The 23,670-nt window shown below is 66.9% G+C and carries 26 protein-coding genes; 10 read left to right on the top strand and 16 right to left on the bottom strand.

Features of this window, described 5'->3' with window-relative positions; genetic code table 11:
- Positions 1–37 precede the first annotated feature (37 nt).
- The 7 genes from HBNXHr_RS10275 to HBNXHr_RS10305 are packed head-to-tail and all read right to left on the bottom strand — an operon-like array spanning position 38 to position 6,263.
- On the bottom strand, positions 38–769 hold the full coding sequence (locus tag HBNXHr_RS10275) for an adenosylcobinamide amidohydrolase (RefSeq protein WP_275882045.1): 732 nt from the start codon (positions 767–769) through the stop codon (positions 38–40).
- Positions 762–1,772, bottom strand: a complete 1,011-nt coding sequence (locus HBNXHr_RS10280; RefSeq protein WP_275882046.1) for a threonine-phosphate decarboxylase — start codon at positions 1,770–1,772, stop codon at positions 762–764. Before HBNXHr_RS10280 ends, HBNXHr_RS10275 begins: the two co-directional genes overlap by 8 nt.
- A complete protein-coding gene (locus HBNXHr_RS10285; RefSeq protein ID WP_275882047.1) occupies positions 1,772–2,773 on the bottom strand; it encodes a nicotinate-nucleotide--dimethylbenzimidazole phosphoribosyltransferase in 1,002 nt (333 codons plus the stop codon). The genes HBNXHr_RS10280 and HBNXHr_RS10285 overlap by 1 nt, the downstream gene beginning before the upstream one ends.
- Positions 2,770–3,324 carry an NTP transferase domain-containing protein gene (locus HBNXHr_RS10290; RefSeq protein WP_275883714.1) on the bottom strand — a complete coding sequence of 185 codons (555 nt, stop codon included), beginning with the start codon at positions 3,322–3,324 and terminating at the stop codon, positions 2,770–2,772. The genes HBNXHr_RS10285 and HBNXHr_RS10290 overlap by 4 nt, the downstream gene beginning before the upstream one ends.
- On the bottom strand, positions 3,324–4,064 hold the full coding sequence (gene cobS, locus HBNXHr_RS10295; RefSeq protein WP_275882048.1) for an adenosylcobinamide-GDP ribazoletransferase: 741 nt from the start codon (positions 4,062–4,064) through the stop codon (positions 3,324–3,326). The genes HBNXHr_RS10290 and cobS overlap by 1 nt, the downstream gene beginning before the upstream one ends.
- Positions 4,058–5,074, bottom strand: a complete 1,017-nt coding sequence (gene cbiB / locus HBNXHr_RS10300) for an adenosylcobinamide-phosphate synthase CbiB (protein WP_345893708.1) — start codon at positions 5,072–5,074, stop codon at positions 4,058–4,060. The genes cobS and cbiB overlap by 7 nt, the downstream gene beginning before the upstream one ends.
- Positions 5,046–6,263, bottom strand: a complete 1,218-nt coding sequence (locus HBNXHr_RS10305; RefSeq protein ID WP_275882049.1) for a PGF-CTERM-anchored ABC transporter substrate-binding protein — start codon at positions 6,261–6,263, stop codon at positions 5,046–5,048. The genes cbiB and HBNXHr_RS10305 overlap by 29 nt, the downstream gene beginning before the upstream one ends.
- Before the next feature lie 40 nt (positions 6,264–6,303).
- Between HBNXHr_RS10305 and btuC the strand changes: the two genes are divergently transcribed.
- Both btuC and HBNXHr_RS10315 read left to right on the top strand, forming a co-directional pair.
- Positions 6,304–7,425, top strand: coding sequence for a vitamin B12 ABC transporter permease BtuC (gene btuC, locus HBNXHr_RS10310; protein ID WP_275882050.1), 1,122 nt, complete (start codon positions 6,304–6,306; stop codon positions 7,423–7,425).
- Complete coding sequence (locus HBNXHr_RS10315; protein ID WP_275882051.1) at positions 7,422–8,681, top strand: ATP-binding cassette domain-containing protein; 1,260 nt, start codon at positions 7,422–7,424, stop codon at positions 8,679–8,681. Before btuC ends, HBNXHr_RS10315 begins: the two co-directional genes overlap by 4 nt.
- Positions 8,682–8,696: 15 nt before the next feature.
- On the opposite strand, the gene HBNXHr_RS10320 is transcribed toward HBNXHr_RS10315, so the two are convergent.
- On the bottom strand, positions 8,697–9,143 hold the full coding sequence (locus tag HBNXHr_RS10320) for a MaoC family dehydratase (protein ID WP_275737134.1): 447 nt from the start codon (positions 9,141–9,143) through the stop codon (positions 8,697–8,699).
- 103 nt (positions 9,144–9,246) lie between these two features.
- Positions 9,247–9,951 carry a cytochrome c oxidase subunit II gene (gene coxB / locus HBNXHr_RS10325; RefSeq protein ID WP_275882052.1) on the bottom strand — a complete coding sequence of 235 codons (705 nt, stop codon included), beginning with the start codon at positions 9,949–9,951 and terminating at the stop codon, positions 9,247–9,249.
- A gap of 176 nt (positions 9,952–10,127) precedes the next feature.
- On the opposite strand from coxB, the gene HBNXHr_RS10330 reads away from it, so the two are divergent.
- The 4 genes from HBNXHr_RS10330 to HBNXHr_RS10345 are packed head-to-tail and all read left to right on the top strand — an operon-like array spanning position 10,128 to position 14,023.
- Complete coding sequence (locus tag HBNXHr_RS10330; RefSeq protein ID WP_275882053.1) at positions 10,128–11,555, top strand: heme o synthase; 1,428 nt, start codon at positions 10,128–10,130, stop codon at positions 11,553–11,555.
- A complete protein-coding gene (locus HBNXHr_RS10335; RefSeq protein ID WP_275882054.1) occupies positions 11,552–12,253 on the top strand; it encodes a hypothetical protein in 702 nt (233 codons plus the stop codon). The genes HBNXHr_RS10330 and HBNXHr_RS10335 overlap by 4 nt, the downstream gene beginning before the upstream one ends.
- Before the next feature lie 7 nt (positions 12,254–12,260).
- Positions 12,261–13,235, top strand: coding sequence for an ABC transporter ATP-binding protein (locus tag HBNXHr_RS10340; RefSeq protein WP_275882055.1), 975 nt, complete (start codon positions 12,261–12,263; stop codon positions 13,233–13,235).
- Positions 13,232–14,023 carry an ABC transporter permease gene (locus tag HBNXHr_RS10345; protein WP_275882056.1) on the top strand — a complete coding sequence of 264 codons (792 nt, stop codon included), beginning with the start codon at positions 13,232–13,234 and terminating at the stop codon, positions 14,021–14,023. Before HBNXHr_RS10340 ends, HBNXHr_RS10345 begins: the two co-directional genes overlap by 4 nt.
- A 26-nt stretch (positions 14,024–14,049) precedes the next feature.
- On the opposite strand, the gene HBNXHr_RS10350 is transcribed toward HBNXHr_RS10345, so the two are convergent.
- From HBNXHr_RS10350 to HBNXHr_RS10375, 6 genes are all read right to left on the bottom strand, one after another.
- The gene (locus HBNXHr_RS10350; RefSeq protein ID WP_275882057.1) at positions 14,050–14,928 is read right to left on the bottom strand and encodes an aminotransferase class IV; all 879 of its coding nucleotides are present in this window, start codon (positions 14,926–14,928) and stop codon (positions 14,050–14,052) included.
- A 44-nt stretch (positions 14,929–14,972) separates the two neighbouring features.
- Complete coding sequence (locus tag HBNXHr_RS10355; protein ID WP_275882058.1) at positions 14,973–15,551, bottom strand: hypothetical protein; 579 nt, start codon at positions 15,549–15,551, stop codon at positions 14,973–14,975.
- Between the two features lie 166 nt (positions 15,552–15,717).
- The gene (locus HBNXHr_RS10360) at positions 15,718–16,332 is read right to left on the bottom strand and encodes an aminodeoxychorismate/anthranilate synthase component II (protein ID WP_275882059.1); all 615 of its coding nucleotides are present in this window, start codon (positions 16,330–16,332) and stop codon (positions 15,718–15,720) included.
- Positions 16,325–17,863 carry an aminodeoxychorismate synthase, component I gene (pabB, locus tag HBNXHr_RS10365; RefSeq protein WP_275882060.1) on the bottom strand — a complete coding sequence of 513 codons (1,539 nt, stop codon included), beginning with the start codon at positions 17,861–17,863 and terminating at the stop codon, positions 16,325–16,327. Before pabB ends, HBNXHr_RS10360 begins: the two co-directional genes overlap by 8 nt.
- A gap of 77 nt (positions 17,864–17,940) precedes the next feature.
- On the bottom strand, positions 17,941–18,606 hold the full coding sequence (locus HBNXHr_RS10370) for a helix-hairpin-helix domain-containing protein (protein WP_275882061.1): 666 nt from the start codon (positions 18,604–18,606) through the stop codon (positions 17,941–17,943).
- Between the two features lie 24 nt (positions 18,607–18,630).
- The gene (locus HBNXHr_RS10375; protein WP_275883716.1) at positions 18,631–19,428 is read right to left on the bottom strand and encodes a shikimate dehydrogenase; all 798 of its coding nucleotides are present in this window, start codon (positions 19,426–19,428) and stop codon (positions 18,631–18,633) included.
- Positions 19,429–19,567: 139 nt separating this feature from the next.
- On the opposite strand from HBNXHr_RS10375, the gene HBNXHr_RS10380 reads away from it, so the two are divergent.
- A complete protein-coding gene (locus HBNXHr_RS10380; protein ID WP_275882062.1) occupies positions 19,568–20,935 on the top strand; it encodes a sodium:calcium antiporter in 1,368 nt (455 codons plus the stop codon).
- A 27-nt stretch (positions 20,936–20,962) separates the two neighbouring features.
- Positions 20,963–22,315: a D-aminoacyl-tRNA deacylase gene (locus tag HBNXHr_RS10385; protein WP_275882063.1), complete on the top strand. Its 1,353-nt coding sequence runs from the start codon at positions 20,963–20,965 to the stop codon at positions 22,313–22,315.
- 24 nt (positions 22,316–22,339) lie between these two features.
- Here the strand turns inward: HBNXHr_RS10385 and HBNXHr_RS10390 are convergent, their stop codons facing one another.
- On the bottom strand, positions 22,340–22,723 hold the full coding sequence (locus HBNXHr_RS10390; RefSeq protein WP_143920377.1) for a DUF2237 domain-containing protein: 384 nt from the start codon (positions 22,721–22,723) through the stop codon (positions 22,340–22,342).
- Positions 22,724–22,924: 201 nt separating this feature from the next.
- Here HBNXHr_RS10390 and HBNXHr_RS10395 point away from each other — a divergent pair, with 201 nt between their 5' ends.
- Positions 22,925–23,176 (top strand): AbrB/MazE/SpoVT family DNA-binding domain-containing protein, encoded by a 252-nt coding sequence (locus HBNXHr_RS10395; RefSeq protein WP_275882064.1) that lies wholly within the window; start codon positions 22,925–22,927, stop codon positions 23,174–23,176.
- A complete protein-coding gene (locus HBNXHr_RS10400) occupies positions 23,177–23,611 on the top strand; it encodes a PIN domain-containing protein (RefSeq protein WP_275882065.1) in 435 nt (144 codons plus the stop codon).
- The last annotated feature ends 59 nt before the right edge of the window (positions 23,612–23,670 follow it).

Consider the following 23,670-nt stretch of genomic DNA (forward strand, 5'->3'; position numbering starts at 1 on the left):
CCGGGGGAGCGCGCTGTCCACGCGGCGGTTCGGCCCGTCACGGCTCGAACACCATTGCTCGCTGGGTCGTTTCCTCGCCGTGTTCGGCGTCGGCGACGCTATCAGGTGACTCACGCTCTGCGTACCGCGAGCGGTAACTCGCCGTGATCGCCTCCCGGACGCACGCTCTCGCCGCGCGGCCGACCGGCGTGGCACTGCCCGTGTACCGCGCGAGCTCCCCGCCAGGATCGCTGGCGACGACGATCGCATCGCTGGTCGTCCCGGTGAAGCCGGCGAGTTCGAGCAACGTGGCCGTCCGCGCCTCGGCGGCGATCGCGACGAGATTGGCCATCCCCGCCTCCGTCAGCGACCGTGTCGTGCCGACAAAGAGGTTGACCGTCCCTGGGCCGGGCGGTCCACCCGTCTCCGCACCGGTGGCCGCCCTCGTATCGGCCGGTTGCTGGGCCGGGTCGACGGGGAGCGTCGCCGGATTCGAGAGCCCGACGGTCCCAAAGACAGTGACGGGACCGAGCCGCGCGCCCCACGCGTGACGCTGGTCGACGCCGGTCAACAGCACCGGACCGTCGCCCCGATCGAACCCGGCATCGTCGAGCCGCTGAGTAACGTCCGCCCGGATATCATCCGGGTTCCAGCCCGCCGGAACCGTACAGTTGTAGGCTGCCCCCGCCCGGCAGAACCCACCATTCCAGCCAGTCGAGAGCCAGCGAGTGTCCGAGCGTTCGAGCCGGAGTACACCACCCCGTCGCGTCGTCTCGAAGCATTCAGACATCCGCGAACACCTCCACGGTCCGATCGGTCGCCGCACTGTCCCGCACAGCGACCCTGACGTGATTGTCCAGCCCCCGGAACGTTCGCGCGTCACGGACCGCAACGCTATGGTCGGCCGCCGTCTCCAGTACCCGCTCGACGCCGGGACCTCCCGCATCGATCAGCACGAACGGCGCGTCCGAAGGCCGAATCGCGAATCGATCGTCCAGTCCATGCCGGAGGCGTGCTCGCTCCTCGCGGACGCGGTCTCGAGTCGTCTCCACGAACCCTGTTTGGCGCATGCAGTGTCGCCCGGTCGCGAGCGCCGGCACGCTCACGTTCCACGGGCGGCGAGCGGCGACCATCGCCTCGCGCATCTCGCCAGTCGCCACTGCAAAGCCCGCACGGATGCCGGGCAGGCCAAAGAGCTTCGTCAGCGACCGGGCCACGGTCACGCCTGGCGTCCCGGCCAGCGACGCCTGCTCGGTGAACCCGAGAAAGGCCTCGTCGACCAGGAGGTGGGTGTCCGTCTCGCGACAGCGCCTGGCGAACGTGCGGAGGTCCTCGCGCGGGTACAGCGTCCCGGTCGGATTGTTCGGGTTGCAAACGATCGCCAGCGAGTGGGCGGCCGGGTCGGCGGCCAGGATCTCCTCATGGGAGACAAACGATGGCTCGGCCCCCTGGAGCCGGACCTCCCGCGCGTAGGAACTGAAACTCGGCGAGGGAATGAGGACGGACTCGCCGGGTTCGACGGCGAGGTCGATCGCCAGTCTGATCGCTGCCAGCCCGCCGGGCGTCGGAACCACGGCTTCCGGATCGCAGTCGACGTACCCGGCGGCCGCCTCCCGGTAGGCGTCCGGCGGTTCGGCCGGATACCGTCGGGCGTCTTCGAGCGCGTTCCGGTAGACCTCCTCGACCCCCATCGGCGTCCGTGGGTTGATGTTCGCGCTCAGGTCCAGCACGTCGGGATCGTCGCTGCCGCCGTGTTCGACGCGACCGACCTCGCGTCCACGATCACGATCCATCAGGGATCCCCCAGCAGTCGATCATACAGCGTCGTTGTCCGATCCCGAACCGCCGACAGCTCGATCCCGCAGCGTTTCCCTAACGCGAGCGCGCCGCCCATCCCGACGCCCTCCTTGCCTTCGCCCGTCCCAAACCGTTCCAGGCCGGCGTGCCCACAGCCCGCGAAGCCCGGATCAGTGATCGTGCGTGATAGATCCAGGGCGTCGGCGGTCACCTCGACGCTCGCCGTCGGATCGTCCGCGACGTAGCTGGTCGTCGCGAGTTCGAACGAAGCCTCGATCCCGGCATGTCGAACTAACGCGGCAGCCGCGAGCAGTTGGGTCCCGCCGGCAAGCGTCACTGCCCCCCCGGCGGAGAGTGCGCCCTCGACCAGCCCCGCGACGCCAGCCAGGACCGGATCGCCCTGTCGTCGGAGCGCCTGCCGCGGCTCCCCAGCCAGCTCACCCGGCTCGATTCCGCTCGCACTGAATCCCTCTCGAATCGCGGCTCGCTTTCGCTCGATCGGATTGTCGGGCAACGACGACGAGACCGACAGGTCCACACCGAGGGCTTGGGCGACCCCGAAGGCGGTCGTCGTCCCGCCGGGAATCGTCTCGCCGATGTAGACCCGCTCGTCGGACTGCCCGGCCAATTTCTCGCCGATCTCCCTGGCACGCTCCCAGAGTGAAGCGGCGTCCGGTACTGACTCCCTCGTCCGCACGTCGCCACCCGGATCCGAGGCGACGGGTCGCGTCGTGATCCCCGGCTCGACCGCGAGTCCGGCATCGATGACTTCGACGTCGAACCCGCCGAGTTCGCGGACGGCCCGGGTGACGAGCGCCGGCGTGGGACAGCCGGTCGGACTGACGGGCACCGCCGGTGCGTTCACCGGCCGACCCTTCTGGAGGATCTCCGCGTCGGCCGTCGGGGTCATCGCCATCGCCGCGGGATCGGCCCCCGCGGCGCTGATCCCCTCGATCCGCGCCGTCTCGGTCGTCCCGGCGACCAGGACGAACGTCACCGGACCACCCCCGAGCGAAGCAGCCCCTCAGCGACGAGTGCATCCCGCGGGTAGTTCACGTTCACTGCCAGTCGAGGGTCCTCGAAAACGACCTGGCGATCGCCATCACCCGCCACAATCACGTTGACGCCGGTCGGGGCAAGTTGCTGCCCGTCACCGGGCATCGTCGTATCGACGCGAACTCCGAGCCGTCGTTTCAGTGCCGCTGGAACACAGGCTGTCATTGAATTACCTTCAAAGGAATCGACTACAGCGTCGATCGTTGCACCCGTCAACAGGGGCAGATCCGCAGTGACTGTCACCACTGGCGAATCGATGCGTTCGAGTGCATACTGGAGGTCGGACACATATCCATCGCCGGGGGCGTCGATCGTCGGGAGGGAAACGTGTTTTCGCGTTTCCGGGGCGTGGGGCGATGTGACGGCGTAGCTCCGGTCGATCGAACTCGCCGCCAGCGCCTTCGCGACGCGATCGACCAGCGGTCGCCCGTCGATCTCGACAAGCGGTTTCTCCCTGTCGAGGCCGAGTCGAGTCCCGCGGCCGCCACACATCAAAAGAGCGTCCACGCGATCACCCCCGCGTGTAGCCCGACGACGCGGGCGAGTTCCGCAGTCGCGCCGAGGACGTCGCCGTCGACGCCGCCGAGCGTCCGGCGAGCCCAGACGACCATGCCCACGCCACACATACCCGCCGCGGCGACAGCCACGAGCGCCGAGGGATCAGGCCAGGTCAGGGCGACAGCGGGCACAGTGACGACCAGTGGAGCGATCGCGTGACGGTAGTGAAGCCGGTCCGTGAACTGCGCACCCAGGCCGTCGTGCGTCGCCGTGCCGAGACAGGCCGCGAGTGCGACAGCAGTCTTCGCGCCGACCTCACCCGCGACGACGAGCAAAGCGGCACGTTCCGGCAACTCCGCGAGTGTGTATCCAGCGGTCGCGAGTCCGACAAACACGATGCCGACCGCGGCGACCGCGCCGACGCCGACGGTCGTATCGGCCAGCACCTCCTGGCGGCGCTCGCGGTCGCCGTGGACGACCGCCGCGTCGCCCAGATCCGCCACGCCGTCCAAATGATTGATGCCAGTGAGGATATACAACCAGGCGAGAAAGCCAACGGCCGCCGTGGCGGGCGGGACCGGCGCGAGCAACGGAAGCGCCGCCAGCGCGCCGATCCCGTAGCCGACCAGCGGGAACGCTGCTGGCTGCGATCGGAACGCCTCCCAGGCCGCCTCGTCGTGGCCCACCGGGAGCCGCGTCAGGAATCCCACTGCACCGCGGAGCACATTCAACATGACCCCACCCCCACGGCGACGAACCCGAGTGAGCCAGGACTGAGCTGAACGGACGCGATGACGAGTGACAACGCGCCGGAGATGGCACCCGCGATCGCCACAATCCGAATCGCTCGCGTCGCCGTCGCTTCGTCGGGCAGCGTCGCGTCCGGGTTGAGGACGTAGACGCCAGGCTTCTCCAGACGGGCGTCCAGAGCGGCAGCAAGCGTCGCCATCGGCCACCCGGAGTTGGGCGACGGGGGCGCGCCACGCCATCGACGGGCGCGCCTGAGTGCCCCGAAATCCCGTGCCGCCAGCGCGATCAAAACAGCCGTCGTCCGCGCCGGCAGCCACATCACGAGATCGTCGAGTCGCGCGCTGGCCCACCCGACCGGCTTCTCACGATAGCCGAGCATCGAGTCCAGCGTGTTGACCGCCTTTACCCAGACTGCAGCGGCGATACCGATCGACAACGAGAGTTGCGATCCCAGGGCGAACGCCAGTAGCGGCGCGACGAACCCGTCTGCCAGGTTCTCCGCCAGGCTCTCGACGCTCGCACTCCGGATCAGCCCCGGCGAGAGTTCGGTCGGATCACGACCCACGAGGGCGGGAAGGCGCTCCCGGGATTTGTCCGGATCGGTTTCGCTGGCGGCGATCACGTCTCGGGCCCGCGTGAGCAGCCGGCGGAGGCTTAGCGTACTGAAAAGAACGGAGCCGGCGACGATCGAGCTGAGGACCGGGACAGTTGTGGCAAACTCGACGAGCCACCCCGCGAGGAAAGCGACGGCGAGTGGAGCAACCAGCGCGATCGACGCGCCCACGGCCCGCGAAAACGGCCACACGCGATCAAGGGGAGCGATCATTCGACCGAACAGCGCGACGGGATGGATCGTTTCGGGCGGTTCACCGACAATCGCGTCCAGCGAAAGGGCGAGTGCGCCGCAGATCGCTGGCTGGACGCAAAGCGTGAACCCGCCGAGGGCCGCCACGGGGTTGGTCACGTCACCGACGCCGGGCGATGGTTCCCGCACCGAGCAAAGCGACGATCGCCGCCACGATCCCAAAGCCAGGACCGGTCGCGGTCGTGGTCTGGGTGGTCGTATCCGTCGTCTGGTTCGTGTTGAGCGTGACCGTCTCAACCGTCGTGGTCGATTCAGTCGTCTCAGTGGCTGAGTCAGTCGTCGTCTCGGTCATGGGTTCGGTCGTCGTCTCCGGTGGTGACTCAGTTGTCGGCTCCGTGGCGTCGACTGCACAGATCGGGGCCGACACCGTTGAGGAATCGACGGTCACGTCGGCGGCTGCGTCGGGGTGGAACGTCGTCGCCAGCGTCCGCAGTGGTTCGGTCACCCGCGGCCCGGGCTGGCTGATGAAGTTGGCGTCGACGCGGACGGTCTGGTTTTCCTGTATCGCGGTCGTATTCGACAGCGCCGGATCGGACGGGATGGGTGACTCTCCCGAGACGACGATCCAGTCGGGGTTTTCGTTGACGACGACTTCGGTATTGATCGTCCCGTACCCGCTGATGTTCGCGGCGCTGGCGACGTTGTCCCCGCCGGCAGCGTCGATCACGTCGCCGATGAAGGTCTGACGACCGGCGGTATAGCCGCCGCCCATGGCGTAGAAGACTGTGGGGCGATCCTCGCCTGCGGTGGCGTTCCGGTAAGCCTCGGTCGTCGCCAGGGTTCGAGCACTCACGTTCCGGGCTGTCTCGGAGGAACCCAGGAGCCGACCGGTGAGTCGGGTCTTCTCGACGACGGCACTGACCGAACTCGCACTTTCGAAGCGATAGACCGTCACGCCTGCGTCCCGCAGTTGCTCGACCGCATCGGCGCTGATGATGTTGGGCGCGAGCACGAGGTCCGGGTTCTGGCTGAGAATGACTTCTACTCGTGGCTGACCCTCCTCGCCGACGACGTTCGTCTTCGTTTCCGACCCGTTTAGGTAGCTCGTGTACTGGTTGACGGGCATCCCGACGACCCTGTCCTGAGCACCGAGTGCCCAGACGACCTGGGAGGCACTCGGTGCGAGGGTGACGATTCGTTCCGGTCGCTCATCCACCGTCACGTTCGCCCCGTTGGCGTCGGTGACGGTGATCGGGAACGAACAGTTGACGGTCGGTTCGTGGTCGGCGACCTGACCGGCGGCGGGCGACAGCGCCACACCGGCCACACCGCTGACGACCAGCAACACGGCAAACACTCCGGCGATGGTCCGTGACATGTACTCCGGGCTGTGGGCTTATCCAATAAATACTTATCTAATGCAACTCAACTTGTCATCGATGCGGATGGGGTTGCGGATCGGCGTCTGGACAGCCGGGTTGACGATGACGTTGGCCGTCATCACAGTTACGAGTGCAGCGATCGGCCCAGTCGCCCTGGACGTGCCGACCGTCGCGAAAGCGTCGCTCAATGCCGTCGGGATCCCGGCTGGCCTCGATGTCGGGATCGGCGAGACGCCGACCCTCGGGCGTTCGATACCGATCCCCACTGTCGACGTACGCTATGCGTACCCGTTCTCGTTTTCCGTTCCCGAGACCGCTGAGACGATCGTCCGAGACGTTCGGCTCCCACGAATCGCGCTCGGGGCTGTCGTGGGCTTCGCGTTGGCGAGTGCCGGTGCGGTCATGCAGGGCTTTTTCAGAAACCCGATGGCCGACCCCTCGATCATCGGCGTCTCCTCGGGCGCGGCGGTCGGTGCTGTGGCGACGATCGCGTTTCCAGTTGCGTTCCCGCTTGGACTCCAGGCGGCCGCGTTCGTCGGCGCGCTGGTCGCGGCCTTTGTGGTCTATGCGATCGCCACCGAGAACGGTCGGACACCGGTCGCGACGCTGTTGCTCGCCGGTGTCGCCGTCCAGACCTTCCTGGGCGCGGTGATCTCCTATCTCCTCTTGCACGCCGGCGAAAGCCTCGAACGGGCCGTCTTCTGGCTGATGGGACACCTTCACAGTAGCTCCTGGGCCGAAGTCGAGGTGACGCTGCCAGTAGTGGTGGTGACGTTCTTCGGTCTGCTCGCCTACGCTCGGGACCTCAACGCCCTCATGCTCGGCGAGGAGGACGCCCAGACTGTCGGGATCGCCGTCGAGCGGACCAAACGGATCTTGCTCGCGCTTTCGAGTATCGTGACCGCCGCCGCGGTCGCCGTCGCGGGCGTCATCGGCTTCGTCGGATTGATCGTCCCCCACGTCATGCGATTGCTCGTCGGCCCCGACCACCGGATTCTCCTCCCGACGAGCGCGCTGGCCGGGGCAGCCTTCCTTGTCGCGACCGACACCGTCGCCCGCTCTAACCCCGCAACGTTGCCCGTCGGGATCGTCACGTCCGCGCTCGGGGCCCCCTTCTTCCTCTATCTGCTGCGTCGCCGGGAGGTGCACGAACTATGAACCACCACACGATCGAACTGGACGACGTCTCGGTCTCACTCGGCGAGGTCGACGCACTACGTGACGTCTCACTGTCGGTCGATGCCGGGGAGTTCCTGGGACTGGTCGGGCCGAACGGGGCCGGCAAAACGACGCTCCTGCGAACGGTAAACGGCGTCATCACACCCGACACCGGAACGGTCCGTCTCGACGGCACGGCGGTAACTGAACTCGGACCGCGGGGCGTGAGTCGACACGTCGCCACGGTGCCCCAGGACACGTCCGTCTCCTTTGAGTTTACCGTCGAGGACGTCGTCAGGATGGGCCGGACGCCTTACCGGGCGCGGACGGACCTCACGGCCGATGAGGCCGACCGGGACGCCGTCGATGAAGCGCTCGAACGGACGGAGATGACCGCGCTCCGTGACCGACCGATCACGGCCGTCAGCGGCGGCGAGCGCCAGCGGGCGTTCGTGGCCCGCGCGCTCGCTCAGGACACGCCGGCGCTCGTCCTGGACGAACCGACTGCCAGCCTCGACATCAACCACCAGGTCGGCGTCCTGGAACTGGTGGGTAACCTGGTCGCCGACGGGAGAGGGGCAGTCGCGGCGATCCACGACCTGGATCTGGCGGCCCGCTACTGCGATCGACTCGCGTTGCTCGCCGACGGGGAGCTCCAGGCCGTCGGCGATCCGGAGACGGTCCTCGCCGACGAACACCTCCGGCCGGCCTTCGACACCCGGACGGCCGTCACGCCCGATGCCGTCACCGGGACGCCGAGTGTGACGGCCATCGCCGAACCGCGGCGGGATCGAAACGCGCACGTCCACGTCCTTGGCAGCGGCGCGACCGCCGCCCGCGCCCTGACGAAGCTCTGGCAGGCCGGCTTCGAGGTGACTGCCGGCCCGTTACCCAGCGGGGACGCCGCGCTGTCGGTCGCCGACGAACTCGACGCCGAGGCGATCACTGCGCCGCCACTTTCCGGCCCCGACGAGGCAGCGCTCCGGAAGGCACGCGAGTACTGCCGGACAGCCACAGCGACGGTGCTGGCCGATCCGGAGATCGGCCCGGCTGCTACCGTCCTCGATCTGGCCGAGTCGAGCGGGCGGCCGATTCTAGTCGAAACGCGTCCGCTTGCGGAGCGAAACCACGCGAGCGACGGGGCAGAAGCACGCTACCGGAAATTCGAATCGCGGGCGCTCACGGCGTCGATCCACGGACTCGTCCCGGCGATCACCGAGGCGACAACTGCCAAGGCCGTGCCGGCCGACGACTGACCGGCAGTGCAATTGTTACTGCTGGTCGTCCCGCCGCGCGAACAATCCCTTGACGACCATCGAGAGCACTTCCTGGTCGTCCTGAGTCGTCGTTCGGACGGCGAAGTCGATCTGCCCACGATCGTCGTCGAACGCGCTCGTCTCGATCACCTCGACGTCGACGGTGAGTTCGTCACCCGGTCGAAGCGGCGTCCGCCACTCCAGGTCGTCGACGCCCAGGCCGCCACGGCCGGCCGCGTCCTCAAAGAGTCCATCGACGAGGAGCCGCATCGAGAGGGCGGCAGTGTGCCACCCGCTGCCGATCAGCCCGTCGAAAGGGCCCTCGGCGGCGGCCTCACTGTCGACGTGCATCGGCTGTGGATCGTATTCGCGAGCGAATTCCTGGATCTCGTCGGCGGTGACTTCTCGTGTTCCGAACGTCCAGGACTCACCGACGGCAAAGTCCTCGTAGTACCGAACCATCACCGGAGCGTAGCGGCCGAGCGGACAAAAACAACCGCGTGTCGAGCCCGAAAAGAGAGGGCGTCAATCCCCGCCGAGATCAAGGTCGCCGCCAACCGGCTATTCACTCGGATTGGCTATCGAGCCAGTCCTGAAAGCCGTCCTGACTCATGACCTCGACCGTCCCGAGCATGCTCGAATGACCCACGCCACAGTACTCCGCACAGTACAGTTGGTAGGAGCCAGTTCTGGTCGGCTCCGTGGTCAGGTAGTTCGACTTCCCGGGGAAGGCGTCCTGCTTCAGCCCGAGCCCGGAAACGTGAAAGGAATGAATCCAGTCCGTGGAGGTGACGTTCAGGCGCACCTTCTGGTCGACCGGCAAGACGAGCGTTTCGCCCGTGGTAACGTTCTGTTCGGGATAGTTGAACGTCCAGGCGTATCGTTCGGCAACCACGTCGACCTCCAGGGCGTCTTCGGACGGCCCCGTGTCCGTGATGGGTTCCTGGCCGAGGACACCGTGGGAGGCAACGCCGACGAACAGCAGGACGATCGCCGTGGTGACCGTCCAGGTGATTTCGAGCCGGCGGTTTTCCTGGGTTGGCTTTGCCGCCTCGCTTTTGCCGGCCCGGTATCGCCAGACGGTGTAGAGCAGGATCGCCTCGACGAGCAGCGTGATCGGGATCGCAACCCACAGCAACTCGTTCATCAGCCCCCAGATCAGGTCGTTCGTCGTCGAGGTTCCCTCGGACTGGGCGGCCACAGTGGAGACGAACGTCGCGAGTCCCCCCACCGAGAGTGCTGCCACCAGGCCGTTTCGCGTCTTCGTCATGGGCGAGACTTTGAGACAGGCAGTCATAAAGAGCGTTCATCCGGCGAATTTCGGCGATTCTTTGGGCATAGTCGAGCAAGTCAACTGGAGACACAGTCCCCAGACGACAAACGCGACAAGTGTTGCATGGTGGGGAAGCCTAAGTATCGCCCGTCCCGGAGATACAGCGAGAAACAGTGTTAGAGAATCGAATCGACGACGTTCCATTGCGGTTCTCGACGCTTCTAGCCGGGACGATCGTCGGCGTCTATCTGCTGGTGATCGCCGGGGCGACGGCCGCGATCACCGACGCGGCTGCCGCGTGTTCGACCTGGCCGACCTGTCGGCTGCCGACCGCCGGCTCACCGGATCTGGTAATCGCCTGGGGCCACCGCCTGCTGGCGGCCATCGTCGGGCTGGCGGTTCTCGTGACCGCAGCGGTCGGGATGGCGCGAGTCGCTGATCGCCGCGTCCGGGCGGCATTGGCGTTCGCCGTCGTCCTCTTCGCGGTCCAGGTCGGACTCGGGGCCGTCGTGACAGTCTCCGGCGCGGCCGGCATCGCGCCGACCGTCCATCTGGGCGTGGCGATGGCACTCTTTACGACCCTCATACTGGCGCTCGCCTGGACCCTCGAAACGGAATACGGCGACCCAACCGAGGAGCCGAATACGGGCGTCACCACGCCGGCCGAGCCGGTCGAACCGGCCGCCGATGGCGAACAGCCGCCGACCCGGCGTGACCGCGGACCGGCGGGGGAGGTACTGGCGACGCTACGGGCCTATATCCGGTTGACCAAGCCACGCCTGATGTGGTTGCTGTGTCTCGTCGCCTCGGCTGGCATGGCCCTGGCGACGACGGGCGGACGGACGCTGACGGTCGAGACGATCCTGGCGACGCTGTCCGGCGGTGTGCTGGCGATCGGTGCCAGCGGCACCTTCAATCACGTCCTCGAACGCGACGTCGACAAGCGGATGCAGCGCACGTCCGACCGACCGGTGGTGACTGACCGCATCCCGATCCGGAACGCAGTCGCGTTCGGATTCCTCCTGTCGGCGCTCTCGCTTGCCATCTTCGCGACGATCAATCTGCTCGCCGCCGCGCTAGGTCTCTCGGCGATCCTCTTTTACAGCGTCGTCTACACCCTGTTGCTCAAGCCCAACACCGTCCAGAACACCGTCATCGGCGGGTTCGCCGGCGCGCTGCCGGCACTCATCGGGTGGGTCGCCGTCACCGGGACGTTCGGCGTTCCAGGCCTCGCGCTGGCGGGAATCGTCTTCCTGTGGACGCCGGCGCACTTCTACAACCTGGCGCTGGCCTACCAGGACGACTACGCCCGCGGAGGCTTCCCGATGATGCCAGTCGTCCGCGGCGAGACGGTGACGCGCAAGCACATCCTGCTGTATCTGGGCGCGACGCTGTTGGCCGCAAGCGGACTGGCGACGCTGGCGAACCTGGGCGTCCTCTATGGAGCCACGGTCGCGACTGTCGGGGCCATCTTCCTGTGGGCTGTTCTGGTACTGCACCGTGAGCGAACGACGGCCGCGGCCTTCAGGGCCTTCCACGCCTCGAACGCCTTCCTCGGGGCACTGCTGGTCGCAGTCGTGATCGACGCGATGGCCGTATGAGCACCGCGAGACGCTTCGGACCGATCCCGACGCCGTCGAAAAGTCACCTCCTCTGGGGCGCGTTACTGGTCAACACTGAAGTACTCCTCCTCTTCGGGTATCTTTCGGTCAGCGATTCACAGCTGTTCGATCTGGCGTCGCTCAGACTGTACGTCTACCCCTTCGTCTGGATCAACGTCTCACTGTGGGCGCTCGCGACGGTCCGACCGCCGGCTGCCCCGCGTCGCCGGAAACTGTTCGGGGGCGCGGTCGCTACCGGCTACGCCCTCGTCCTCGCATATCTCGGTGGCCTGGTCTCGACGGCCATGACCGACGGAATCGCCTTCTCGATCCGACCGCTGGTGTTTCCGCCCGGGTGGGGCCCGGTCGTCTCGGCCGATATCGCCGGGCTCTCGCTGACACTGCTTCCGTACAAGGTTCTGGGATATATTACGTTGTCATACCTCGTATACGCGCTAGTCGTCGAGGCCGCTGGCGTGTTGCCGGCGATCCTGGGGCTGTTCTCGTGTGTGTCCTGTGTCTGGGCCGCCGTGGTCGTCCCGCTGGCCGGGACAGTCGGCGGCTCGACGGCACTCGCGAGCCTCGTCTTCGGCGGCGGCTACGACCTCTCGACGGCGATCTTCGTCGTCTCGGTCGTCCTGCTGGCGTGGCGACCGACCGTCGGAAACCGAATCGACTTAGGTGGAGGTCGGCGGTGATCGAAGCGTGACTGCCATCGCCATCGAGGACGTCCGGCGAACCTACGGCGACACTGTCGCGCTGGATGCCGTCTCGTTATCGGTCGACCCCGGCGAAATTTTCGGGCTGGTCGGGCCCAACGGCGCGGGCAAGACCACACTCGCCCGGGCGATCACTGGGACGACCGACTACGATGGGACGGTCGCGCTGTTCGGCGAGCAACCGCGGGCGATCGACCGCTCCCGGCTCGGCTCGCTCCCCCAGTCCTTCTCGCCTCACGACCGATTGACCGCCCGTGAGCTACTCGAGTACTACGCGGGCCTGTACGACGACGCCCTCACGCCAGGGCGCGTGCTCGACGACGTCGGCCTGATCGACAGTGCCGACACCTACTACGAGAATCTCTCGGGCGGCCAGCAACGCCGGGTCTGTGTCGGAAGTGCGCTCGTCAACGACCCCGATCTGCTCGTCCTCGACGAGCCGACCACCGGGATCGACCCCGTGGGGCGACGACAGCTCTGGGACCTCCTCGAAGGGCTGGCCGCAGACGGCACGACGATCTTTCTGACGACTCACGACATGCACGAGGCCGAACGACTGGCCGACCGCGTGGGACTGCTCGCCGACGGCGAGTTGGTCGCCGTAGACACGCCCCGTGCCCTGATCGACACCCACGGTGGCGAGAGCCGACTGACCGTCGAGACGGCGTCGCCACTCGCCGAAGGAGACGCGACCGGCCTCGACTACCGAACCGCTATCGTCGACAATGACCTGCGGGTGTTCGACGTCGCGCCGACGGCGATCGGCACCGTCGTCGACAGTCTCACAGATGCGGGCGTCCAGGTCGAATCGCTGAGTTGGGCCGAGCCGACGCTCGAAGATGTCTACCTGGAACTGACGGGGACCGCCGTCGGGCGCGGCGGGCAGCGGCTCGACGACGGGGCCGCGAGCGCGGCCGAGGAACCGAACGCGCCGACACCCCCCACGGAGGGATCGTCGTGAGCCGACTGGGCCGAATCACGAGCGAGACGCGCGCCGCGACGCGAGCGTTCCTTCGTCGCCGGACCGCGGTCTTCTTCACGTTCCTGTTTCCGCTCCTGATCGTTCTCATCTTCGGCGCGCTCGTCCAGACCCAGCCCACCGGCGGCGGTCTCTTTACGGAGCCCCCAGCCTACTATGTCCCGGGCTATCTCGCGGTCGTCGTCCTCTTTACCCCGCTCTCTCGGGTCGGCAGCGAGGTCGCGCGCCACCGCGACGATCGGCGATTCGAGAAGTTGGCAACCACGCCGCTGTCGCGGGCCGAATGGCTGCTGTCCCAGACGCTCGTCAACGTCGCCATCATCGGCGTCGCGGCCGTGCTGGTGCTCGCGGTGATGGTGGCCGTCACCGGCGCGACGATCGCCCCGTCACCGTGGCTGGTGCCGTTCCTCGCGATCGGCGTCGCACTGTTCTGTGGTATCGGCGCGCTACTCGGGAGTTTCACGGACTCCCAGGACGGCGTGATCGCCGCCTCGAACACGCTTGCCCTCCCGCTGCTGTTCCTCTCGGAGACGTTCGTCCCGCCTGAACTCCTCCCGGAATGGTTCCGCCCGCTGATCGAGCTCTCGCCGCTGACATACTTCTCGCGGGGCGTCCGAGCGGTCGTGACCGATCCCGGCGCGGGCGTCGAGGGGACAGTCGTCGCCGTCTGGCCCGCCGGCCCCGATCCAGCGATCAACCTCGCGATCCTGTCGATGCTGGCGCTCGTCACGTTCGGACTCGGAGCACTCACGTTACCCCGGACGGACTGAGGGGAGACTGTCGGCCGACCCGCTGGTCACTCGTAACACGAGCGCTCGACGCGCCGATCGTAGAGTCGGGAGAGCAGCCGCGTGATCGGGCCGCCGCCGATCGACTCGCCGTCGACGGCCCCGACCGGGCGGAGCTCCCAGGTCGTGTTCGTCAGGAAGGCCTCGTCGGCAGCCAGTAGATCCTCGCGCTCGTAACGGCCGGTCTCGACGGGGAGCCCTTCCTCGCGAGCGAGATCCAGCACGATCGAGCGGGTCACGCCCGGAAGGATCGACAGGTCGGTCGACGGCGTGTAGACGACACCGTCCGTGACGAAGAAGAGGTTGCTCGTCGCCCCTTCCGCGAGATAGTCGTCGGTGTCGAGCAGGAGTGCTTCGTCTGCCGGGTCGCCACTGGCCCCCCGCTGGAGTTCGAGTCGGGCGAGAATCCCGTTGAGGTAGTTGTGCGTCTTGGTATCCGCCGGCAGGGCGGCGTCGGGGATCTTCCGGGTCTGGGCCGTCCGAACAGCTGCCGGGCTGTCCCAGACCGGGTCACCGTCGATGCCGCCCCGGGAAAGCGAGTCGACCATCACGACGATCGTCGGGTCGACGGCGGGATCAGGGGTGAGCTTGCCGGCCTGGACGCCACGTGAGATCGAGAGCTTGACGTAGGCGTCGGTGAGGTCGTTGGCCGCGAGCGTCTCCGCGATTCGCTCGTGGAGGTCGTCCCGTGGCGGGATCGCCTTGGCGAACCCCAGGGTCTCACAGGTACGTTCGAACCGGTCGGCGTGGGCATCCCAGGCGAAAACCTCGCCGCCGTAGGCCCGGAGCGTCTCGAAGGCCGCGTCGCCGTACATGAAGCCGCGATCGCGCACGTTGACGCTGGCTTCCTCGGCCGGGACGAGTTGGCCGTCGACGTGATACTCCATCGCGTCGGCCAACGGGGGCCCGGGGCTTGTGTGTTGGCGTTCGATCACTCGGCCAGGGCGGGGTACTCGAGTCGGAGTTCGCCGTCGAGTTCGTAATCGGTTCCCAGCATCCCGCCGCCGGCGAGTGTCATCGTCACGTCGAAGGCGACCGTCGTGGCCGTCTCCGACCACGGGCGGACGATGCACTCGAGCGTGCTGATGGTCTCGTCGGCCAGGTCGTCGAGGTCGGACAGTTCGATCACCGTTCCGGGTCTCCGGTCGGGCGAATACAGCCTGACCTCGGGCGGCGGCGAGCTGTCGCCCTCGACCGGCGAGACGACCGCCACGTCCGCAGGCGTCTCGGCGTCGGGCATCCAGACGCGCAGCCGGACGGACTCGACAGTCGTCCCCTCGCGGTGCCAGATCTCGGTCGACATCGGGACCACGCCGTCGGCGACGCCGCCGTTGACGCCGAAGTGGCCGACCTCCTCGCCGTCCTCGCTGAAGTGGATGCTGGCTACCCCCTGGGCGTCGGAGTGACGGGTCGGGTCCGAAAGCGTCGTCTCGGATCTGAGCGCACCACAGCCCGCGCTCGCGCCGGCAGCGGCAACACCCGCCGCCGCGAGAAAGCGCCGTCTACGCATCTCGACACCCGACCTGTTGATCGGGGCGACTGTTGGGTGGAAGGGCGGGCGATATAGCCGAACGCGCGAGAGACGTGTCCCTGAGCATATCCATGCCGATGTACCCGGAGCCGAAAAGCCCTGCTCACGGTCAAACGTCCATTTGACCGGGAGCACGTCGCCTGCGTCAAACGACGTGCTGCTCGAGGAACGCGGCGATCATGGCCTTGCCGTGCTCGGTCAGGATCGACTCGGGATGGAACTGGACGCCGACGTGGGGCTTCGAGCGGTGGCGCACCCCCATGACGACCGACCGTTCGTCGTCGGTGTGGGCCGTCTCTTCCAGACAGTCGGGCAGGGCGTCGCGTTCGACAGCCAGGGAGTGATACCGGCCGACCGGAAACTCCTGTGGGAGGGCGGCGAAGACGCCCCGCCCGTCGTGGGTGATCGCCGAGGACTTGCCGTGGACCACCGCCGGGGCGTGGCCGACTGACGCGCCGTGTGCGGCACACAGCGCCTGGTGACCGAGGCAGACCCCCAGTGCGGGTGTCGACAGTGACTCGAAAACGGGCATCGAAACGCCGGCATCCTGCGGGGTGCCCGGGCCGGGCGAGACGACGATCGCGTCCGGGTCCAGCGTCCGAATGTCCGCGAGGTCGACCGCGTCGTTGCGCCGGACCAGGACCTCGCCGTCGACGCCGGGGAGCCACGCGTCCGTCGTGACCACCTCACCCACGTACTGCACGAGATTGTAGGCGAACGAATCGTAGTTGTCGACGACGAGGACCGTCGGCTCAGCCATCCTCGCCCTCCTCCGGCCGCCCGGACGCCCCCTCTTCGCCCGCGTCCAGTCGCCCGGCACCTCTCGCGCGGGAGGGCTCGACGACCGAGAGGTCCGTCCCGTCCGCGAGCGCGTCGTCGACGGCGGTCACCAGTGCCCGGGCCTTGTCGAGGGTCTCGTCGTACTCCCGGTCGGGCACCGAGTCCTCGACGATCCCCGCGCCGACGCGAAGGTGGTACTGCTCGCCGTGCCGGACGAGCGTCCGGATGACGATGTTCATCGTCGCCCGGTCGTCGAAGCCGAAGATCCCGATGCTGCCCGTGTAGGGCCCTCTTCGAGTGGCCTCGAGTTCGTCGATGATCGCCATCGTCCGTGGCTTGGGCGCGCCAGTGATCGTCCCGCCCGGGAACACCGCGCGGATCGCGTCGGCCAGGTCCTGATCGTCCCTGAGTTGCCCCTCGACCAGCGAGACGAGATGCATCACCTCGGAGTAGCGATCCACCCGGCGGTACTCTTCGACATCGACGCTCCCGTACTCGCTGACCTTGCCCAGGTCGTTGCGTTCGAGGTCGACCAGCATCGCGTGTTCGGCGCGTTCCTTCTCGTCGTCCCGGAGTTCCCTCTCCAGCCCGGCATCGGCGTCGGCCGTTCGGCCGCGCGGCCGCGTCCCCGCGATCGGTTCGGTGACCAGCCGGTCGGCCTCGCGATGGAGGAGGAGTTCGGGACTGGCACTCACCAGGTCGGCGGCCGGGAATTCCAGCAGCGCCGAGTACGGGGCCGGGTTGCCGATCCGGAGCGACTGGAAGGCCTCGACCGGGTGGACCGCCGCCGGCGCGGCCAACCGGTGGGAAATGTTCGCCTGAAAGGTGTCGCCCTCGTGAACGTACTCCTTGACGCGTTCGACGCGGTCGGTGAAGGCCTCCCGACCGGTGTCGCTCTCGAAGCGAACCGGCCCCGTCGCCGACGGCTCTTCGACGCCGGGGTCGCCGTCGATGGCGCGGCCAGCCAGCTCCAGCGCGCGCTCGCGCCCACGCTCGAAAGCCGCGTCGGGATCGCCGTCGACCGTCGGACACGCCGTCACGCGGAGCGTCACCGGAGCCTGGGCGGGTTCCTCCCAGGCGACCAGCGTGTCGTAAACGGCCACCTGCAGGCGTGGCAGGTCCCGGTCGCGCTCGGCCGAGCCGGGGAGCGCCTCGATCTCCCGGGCGATGTCGTAGGAGAGCCACCCGATGGCACCGCACGGATAGGGAACGTCCGTCCCGGCGCGATGAAGGTGCTCCTCGCCGAGTCGATCGACGAGCCGTCCGATCGTGTCCTCGCCCGGGTCGACAGTCAGCCACTCGATGGGCTCGACCCCGAAGTAACTCCAGCCCTCGGTGCCGCCGGTAGTTTCCAGCACACAGCCGCCGGTCGACCGGCGCGCGCGCCGGTAGGCTTCGTAGGGATCCGTGACCGTGACGCGAGCCTCGACCGGGACGCGGTCGCCAGAATCCGCCCCGGCCGCACGTGCGCGGAACGTCGCCAGGTCGGTCACGAGTTCCGGGTCCGTCATTACACTCACACAGACGGAGGACTACTAATCGTGTTACGATCGGGGCACAACTCGCAAGACCGACTGCTGGCGAGTGCTCACTCGCCGGCCTGGTCGATCCAGCCCTCGACGCGCGAGAGCGCGATGCCCGTCGTCTCGGCGACGGCGTCGGCGTCCGCGGCAGCGAGTTCCCCCACGGTCTCGATGTCCGCCTCCGCGAGTCGCTCGGCGTAGGCCGGCCCGATCCCGTTGATCGACTGGACGTCTTCGGTACTCGCTGGCCCCGATGGTTCAGATGCCGACGCCACGGTGGCTTCATCCGAGTCGTCGTCCGTCGTCTCCGTCATCTCGTGCTCATCGGACGCTCCCGACTCGACAGACGTTTCGGATGTATCTGTTCCCACGTCACCGGGTTCGTCGGCGTCCGTCTGGACGGACTCGGCAGATTCAGCAGCGTCCACCTCGGCTGCTCCGTCCGGTTCGTCCGCATCCGACTCGACCGACGCATCGGATCCCTCGGCGTCCGACTCGGCGGAACGATCCGGCTCGTCTCCGTCCGCCTCGGCGTTGGTCGTGTCCACGCGCGACTCGCTGGTTGCGACCGCTCTGGTTCCCTTGACTGCATCCTCACTTTCGGTATCCGGTTCGTGCTCGACCGTGACGGCCACGTTCTCGGTTTCCCCCGCGTTCTGGCTTGGCATCTCGGTATCAGACTCCCCCGAGTTGAGACCGAGAAGTTCCTTGATCTGTTGGAAGAGTGCCATAGTCGTCAATACACACCCCAGGACTTAAAGGCGTTCACGAAGTGCCTCGTTCATCTCCTCGACAGGAGCGTCTTGCCCACTCCAGCGCTCGAAGGCCTCGACGCCCTGGAACAGCAGCATCCAGGCACCATCGACGGTCGTCGCACCCGCCGCGGCCGCCTCGCGTAACAATCGCGTCTCGATCGGGCTGTAGACTGCATCGAGTACCGCCAGGTCGGCGTGCAGCGCCGTCGCGGGGACTGGCGATCGGTCCTCGTCCATCCCGACGCTCGTCGCGTTGACGAGGACGTCCGCGTCCGCCAGAAGCGAATCCAGCGAATCGAGGCCATGCCCGCTGGCACCCGGGACCTCCTCGGCGAGGGCGTGGGCCGTCTCGACGGTCCGGTTGGCGATCGCGACGTCCATGCCTTCGTCAGCGAGACCGAAGGCGATCGCGCGACCAGCCCCGCCCGCTCCGACGACGACCGCCTGCCCGGAGAGTGCCACACCGTGACGTGTGAGCGCCCGCACGGCACCGATCGCGTCGGTGTTGTGCCCCGTCGGTTGATCACCGCTGAAGTCGATGGTGTTGACCGCGCCGATCCGCTCGGCCAGGTCGTCGACCGCGACCGCGTTGAGAACGTCCTGTTTGAACGGGATCGTCACGTTGAGTCCAGAGACGCCGAGGGTTTCGGCCGCCTCGACGGCCTCGCGTGCCGCGTCGACCGGTGGTTCGAAGGTGACGTATCGTGCGTCGATGCCGAGTTCGTCGTAGGCCGCCTCGTGCATTGGCGGCGACAGCGAGTGTTTCACGGGGTTGCCAAGGAGTCCGTACACGTCCATAGCGAGGGCGACGGCCGGGAGCGTCAAAACCACGACGGTCGGCAGTGACGGCGTCGACCGGTGGCCCCTTGCGATGTCACTGTGTGACACGGGCACTCCACACCGCAAGACATTATTTTGGGAGGGCTAAGCACGCAGTGTGTCTCGTCTACGCCATCCGTTGACGGCAGTCGCCGCTGCACTGGTACTGACGCTGCCGTGGGTCGTCGTCGAACTGTCACGGCTCGCCGCTGGACTCGACTGGATGCCGATCGACGCCGGGATCGCGCTCTCGACGGGCCCGACCGTCCTGGTGACCGGACTGGCCGTCGTCGGCGCGTCGTTCCTGCTCGCGTGGGGGGCCGAAACAGCCGAGAAGGACGTCCCCCGGGCGTTCGCCCTCGCCGTCCTCGCGGTCCTCGCCGTCGCCCCGGAGTACGCCGTCGACGCGCTGTACGCCTGGGACGCCGGCGCGCAAGCCGGGACCACCGCGGGCGCGGAGGCCGGCAACCTCGCCATCGCGAACATGACCGGAGCCAACCGGATCCTGATCGGCCTGGGGTGGTCCGGGATCGCGTTGTTCACCGTCTATCGCGCCTACAAGGTTCGGGACGACAACGTCGAGAAGCGATCCGGCTTCCTCGCCGATGTCGTGACGCTCGATAAGGCGCTGACGACCGAGATCACGTTCCTCTGGCTGGCGACGCTGTGGGCGTTTCTGGTCCCGCTCGGTGGCGGCATCGACCTGATCGACACCGTCGTCCTCGTCGGCCTGTACGTGAGCTACATCCTGATTATCATTCGCTCCGGCATCGAAACCGAAGAAGAGCAGATCGGTGTCCCGGGCTATCTTCAATCCTACCGCAAACCAAAGCGGATCGCGACCGTCCTCTCGCTGTTCATCTACTCGGGCGTCATGATCCTGATCGCCGTCGAACCGTTCGCCCACGGCCTCGAAAACCTCGGCCTGCAGTACGGCGTGCCGAAGTTCTTCATGATCCAGTGGATCGCCCCGCTGGCAAGCGAGTCACCCGAGTTGATTGTCGTCGTCTATCTCGTCAACAAAGCCCGATCCTCGGCCGGGTTCAACGCCCTGATCTCCTCGAAACTCAACCAGTGGACGCTGTTGATCGGGACGCTCGCGATCGTCTACTCGATCGCGGCGGGCGGGGTCGGCGTCCTCGAATTCGACTATAAGCAGAGCCTGGAGATCTGGATCACGGCCGCCCAGTCGTTCTTCGCGCTGGCGATCCTGGTCAACTTCAACATCAGCCTCCGGGAGGCCGTCGCGTTGCTCGTGTTGTTCGTCAGCCAAGTGTTCGCCGAGTTCATGGTGTTGAACGTCCTTTCGCTGTCCCATCCCGAAGCACTCAGCCACCAGATCCTGCTCGGCTACACCGCCGTCTACCTCCTCATCGGGCTGGCGATGTTCGTCCGCCGCCGCAAGGCTGTCAAGGAGATGCTCGGCATGACCTACGAAGTAGTCCAGACGGCGTTCGGTCGCCGGAGCGACTTCGATATCGAGTAAAGTACCGCGCCCGAAGCAGGGCTATTCATGATCGGCATCGTCGTCTCGACAGCTGATCGCGCCTCGGAACACATCCACGAGCACCTCCTGGAAGTGGCGGACTGGACGACGACCCGTGACGAAAGTCGATCCCCTGGCGAGGGTGGTGGCGAGGTCTCCCGCACCGACGGCTTCGAAATGCGCGTCTTCGACGAATGGCACCTCGAGCTCGACGGCGTGGCCGCGGCCTTCGACGACCCCGATCTCGTCGTCTTCGCGTCCCGGCACTCCGGGGAGACCGGGCCACTGTTGACCGCCCACCACACCGGCAACTTCGGGCCGGCCGAGTACGGCGGCGCGGACCGTGACCTCGCCCGCGCCGCACCGAACGCTCATAGCCGCGTCCTCGACGCGCTGGCCGAGCACGCGCCGGCAGGCTACGAGGTCGGCATGGAGTGCACCCACCACGGTCCGACCGAGGTTGGTTCCCCATCCATGTTCGTCGAGGTCGGCAGCGGTCCCGACCAGTGGGACGACCCCGACGCCGCCCGCGCGGTCGCACAGGCCATCCTCGACCTGCGGGGAGTCATGGCCGATGCGCCCCGAGAGGACGGCGAGGCAAGCGCCCGCCGACACCTCGTCGGGTTCGACGGGAACCACTACGTTCCCCGGTTCGAGCGTATCGTCCGCGAGACTGACTGGGCCGTGGGCCACATCGCCGCTGACTGGGGACTGGACGAACTCGGCGATCCACTCGAAAGCGAGGACGTGCTCCGGGCGGCCTTCGAGAAGAGCGCGGCCGAGTACGCCCTGATCGACGGTGATCGCCCGCGTCTCGAACGGGCGATCGACGACCTGGGATTCGAGATCGTCGGCGAGTCGTGGCTTCGAGCGGTCGAAGGCGTCCCGCTGCCCGTTGCCCGCCACGTCGAGAACCGGCTGGCAGCCATCGACGACGGGCTTCGCTTCGGGGAGCCGGCTCGGGGATACGATGGGGCCTTCGAGATCGTCGACATCCCGGGCGAGCTGCTCGACGAGACACAGGGGATCGACCGCGAGGCGACCCGGGAGGCCGTCGAGGGTGTCGCGCTCGCGTTCACCACCGAGCAAAGCGCCACGCTTGTCGGCGGTCGAGCCGCTGTTGTCGACGGCGATGATAGAATTGCACTGGTCGAGGCGCTCGCGGACGTACTCCGCATGGACTACGACGAGGTGACGGTCGGGGACGATCGCGTCGTCGCGAGGAAAGAAGCCTTCGACCCCGGACTGGCCGCGGATGCTGGCGTCCCGGAGGGGCCGAAGTTCGGCAAGTTGGCGAGCGGGCAGGCCGTCGAGGTGGATGGCGAGCGTGTCGAACCCGGAGAAGTCAGTCGGGAGCGAGAAGCGACGTTCCCGGTCTGATCTGACGAGCGGACAGTCGGCCAGTCACTCCTCGACGGCGTGGGCTTGCAGGGTCTCCAGTTCGATTTCTTCCAGCACTGTTTCGTTGGTCGCCTCGAGAACGACCGGCGGGGCGACGCCGGCTTCGTGGGCCTCCAGCCAGCGGCCGACACAGAGACACCAGTGATCTTTGGGATTCACGCCCGGAAAGTCCAGTTGCGGCCGCGGCGTGACCAGATCGTTGCCCTGCGCGCGGGAGAACTCCAGAAAGTCCTGGGTCATTTTCGCACAAAGGTGGTGGGACCCGCGGTCGCCGGGGACTGCCGTACAGTGACCGTCGCGCTGGTAACCCGTCGAGAGTGTCTTGCTGCAGGGTTCGAGTGCCTCGCCCAGCACGTTGCGCTGGGCGTCGGGATCGCTCTGTGACATACCGGCGATTACCGCGAGTGGCGGGTAAAGCTTGGTTTCGAGTGGGAGTTTTGCAGTCATCCATACTGTCTCATTGGGTGAGGCGCTCCAGCAACCGTCATCAGTGCAATTGGCCATCTATGTCCAGGGATGGTCATCACCCTGTCCGGGCTAGTGTGAAGGCACACTAGGTTTATCAAGCGCCATCGCTTCCGTTCGTCTATGAGCAGTGAGCAGATCAACTCCGAGAGCAAGGTCTCGGGGAACCAGGCGAACATTCCCGCTCAAATCCGGATGGAACTCGACATCGACGACGGTGACCGACTCCGCTGGCACCTCGAAGACGATGAGACGCTCCGCGTGGAAGTCGTCCAGCAACGAAGCGGCACGTTCAGTGACTTCGACGGCTACGAGGGCGATCAGACGACGACAGTCGAACGTGAACACGACTCGTGGGGCGTCACCGTCGAATAAATGCCTCGGGTACTCCTCGACACAAGCGTCCTCTTCGCGGCTGCCTACCGCCGTGACAGTGCACACGACGACGCGCTCCCCATTGTACAGGGCATCGACAGTACAGCCCTTCCGGAAGCGGTAGTGCTCGACTACGTGCTCGCGGAGACGATGAACGGGCTGACGACACATGCCGGCCACGACGCTGCGACGGATTTTCTCGATCGGATCGAAGAAAACGCCCGGTTTCACATCGACTCACTGACGGCTGACGAGTTCGCAACGGCGAAAGCACTCTTTCGACAATACAAGGCGTTCTCGCTCGTCGACGCCTGCATTGTCGCGTTCATGCGAGCCAATGGACGACAGTACCTCTACGCGTTCGACGACGACTTCGACGCCGCCGAGGACATCAGCCGTCTCGACACCGCGAACAACCCATATCAGCCGGAGTGACTGAGACGCACTGGCTACAGCATGGCCCGAGAAGGAAGGGACAGTCCGTGACTCGGTGG

The organism is Halorhabdus sp. BNX81 (genome assembly GCF_029229925.1).
Lineage (GTDB): Archaea > Halobacteriota > Halobacteria > Halobacteriales > Haloarculaceae > Halorhabdus.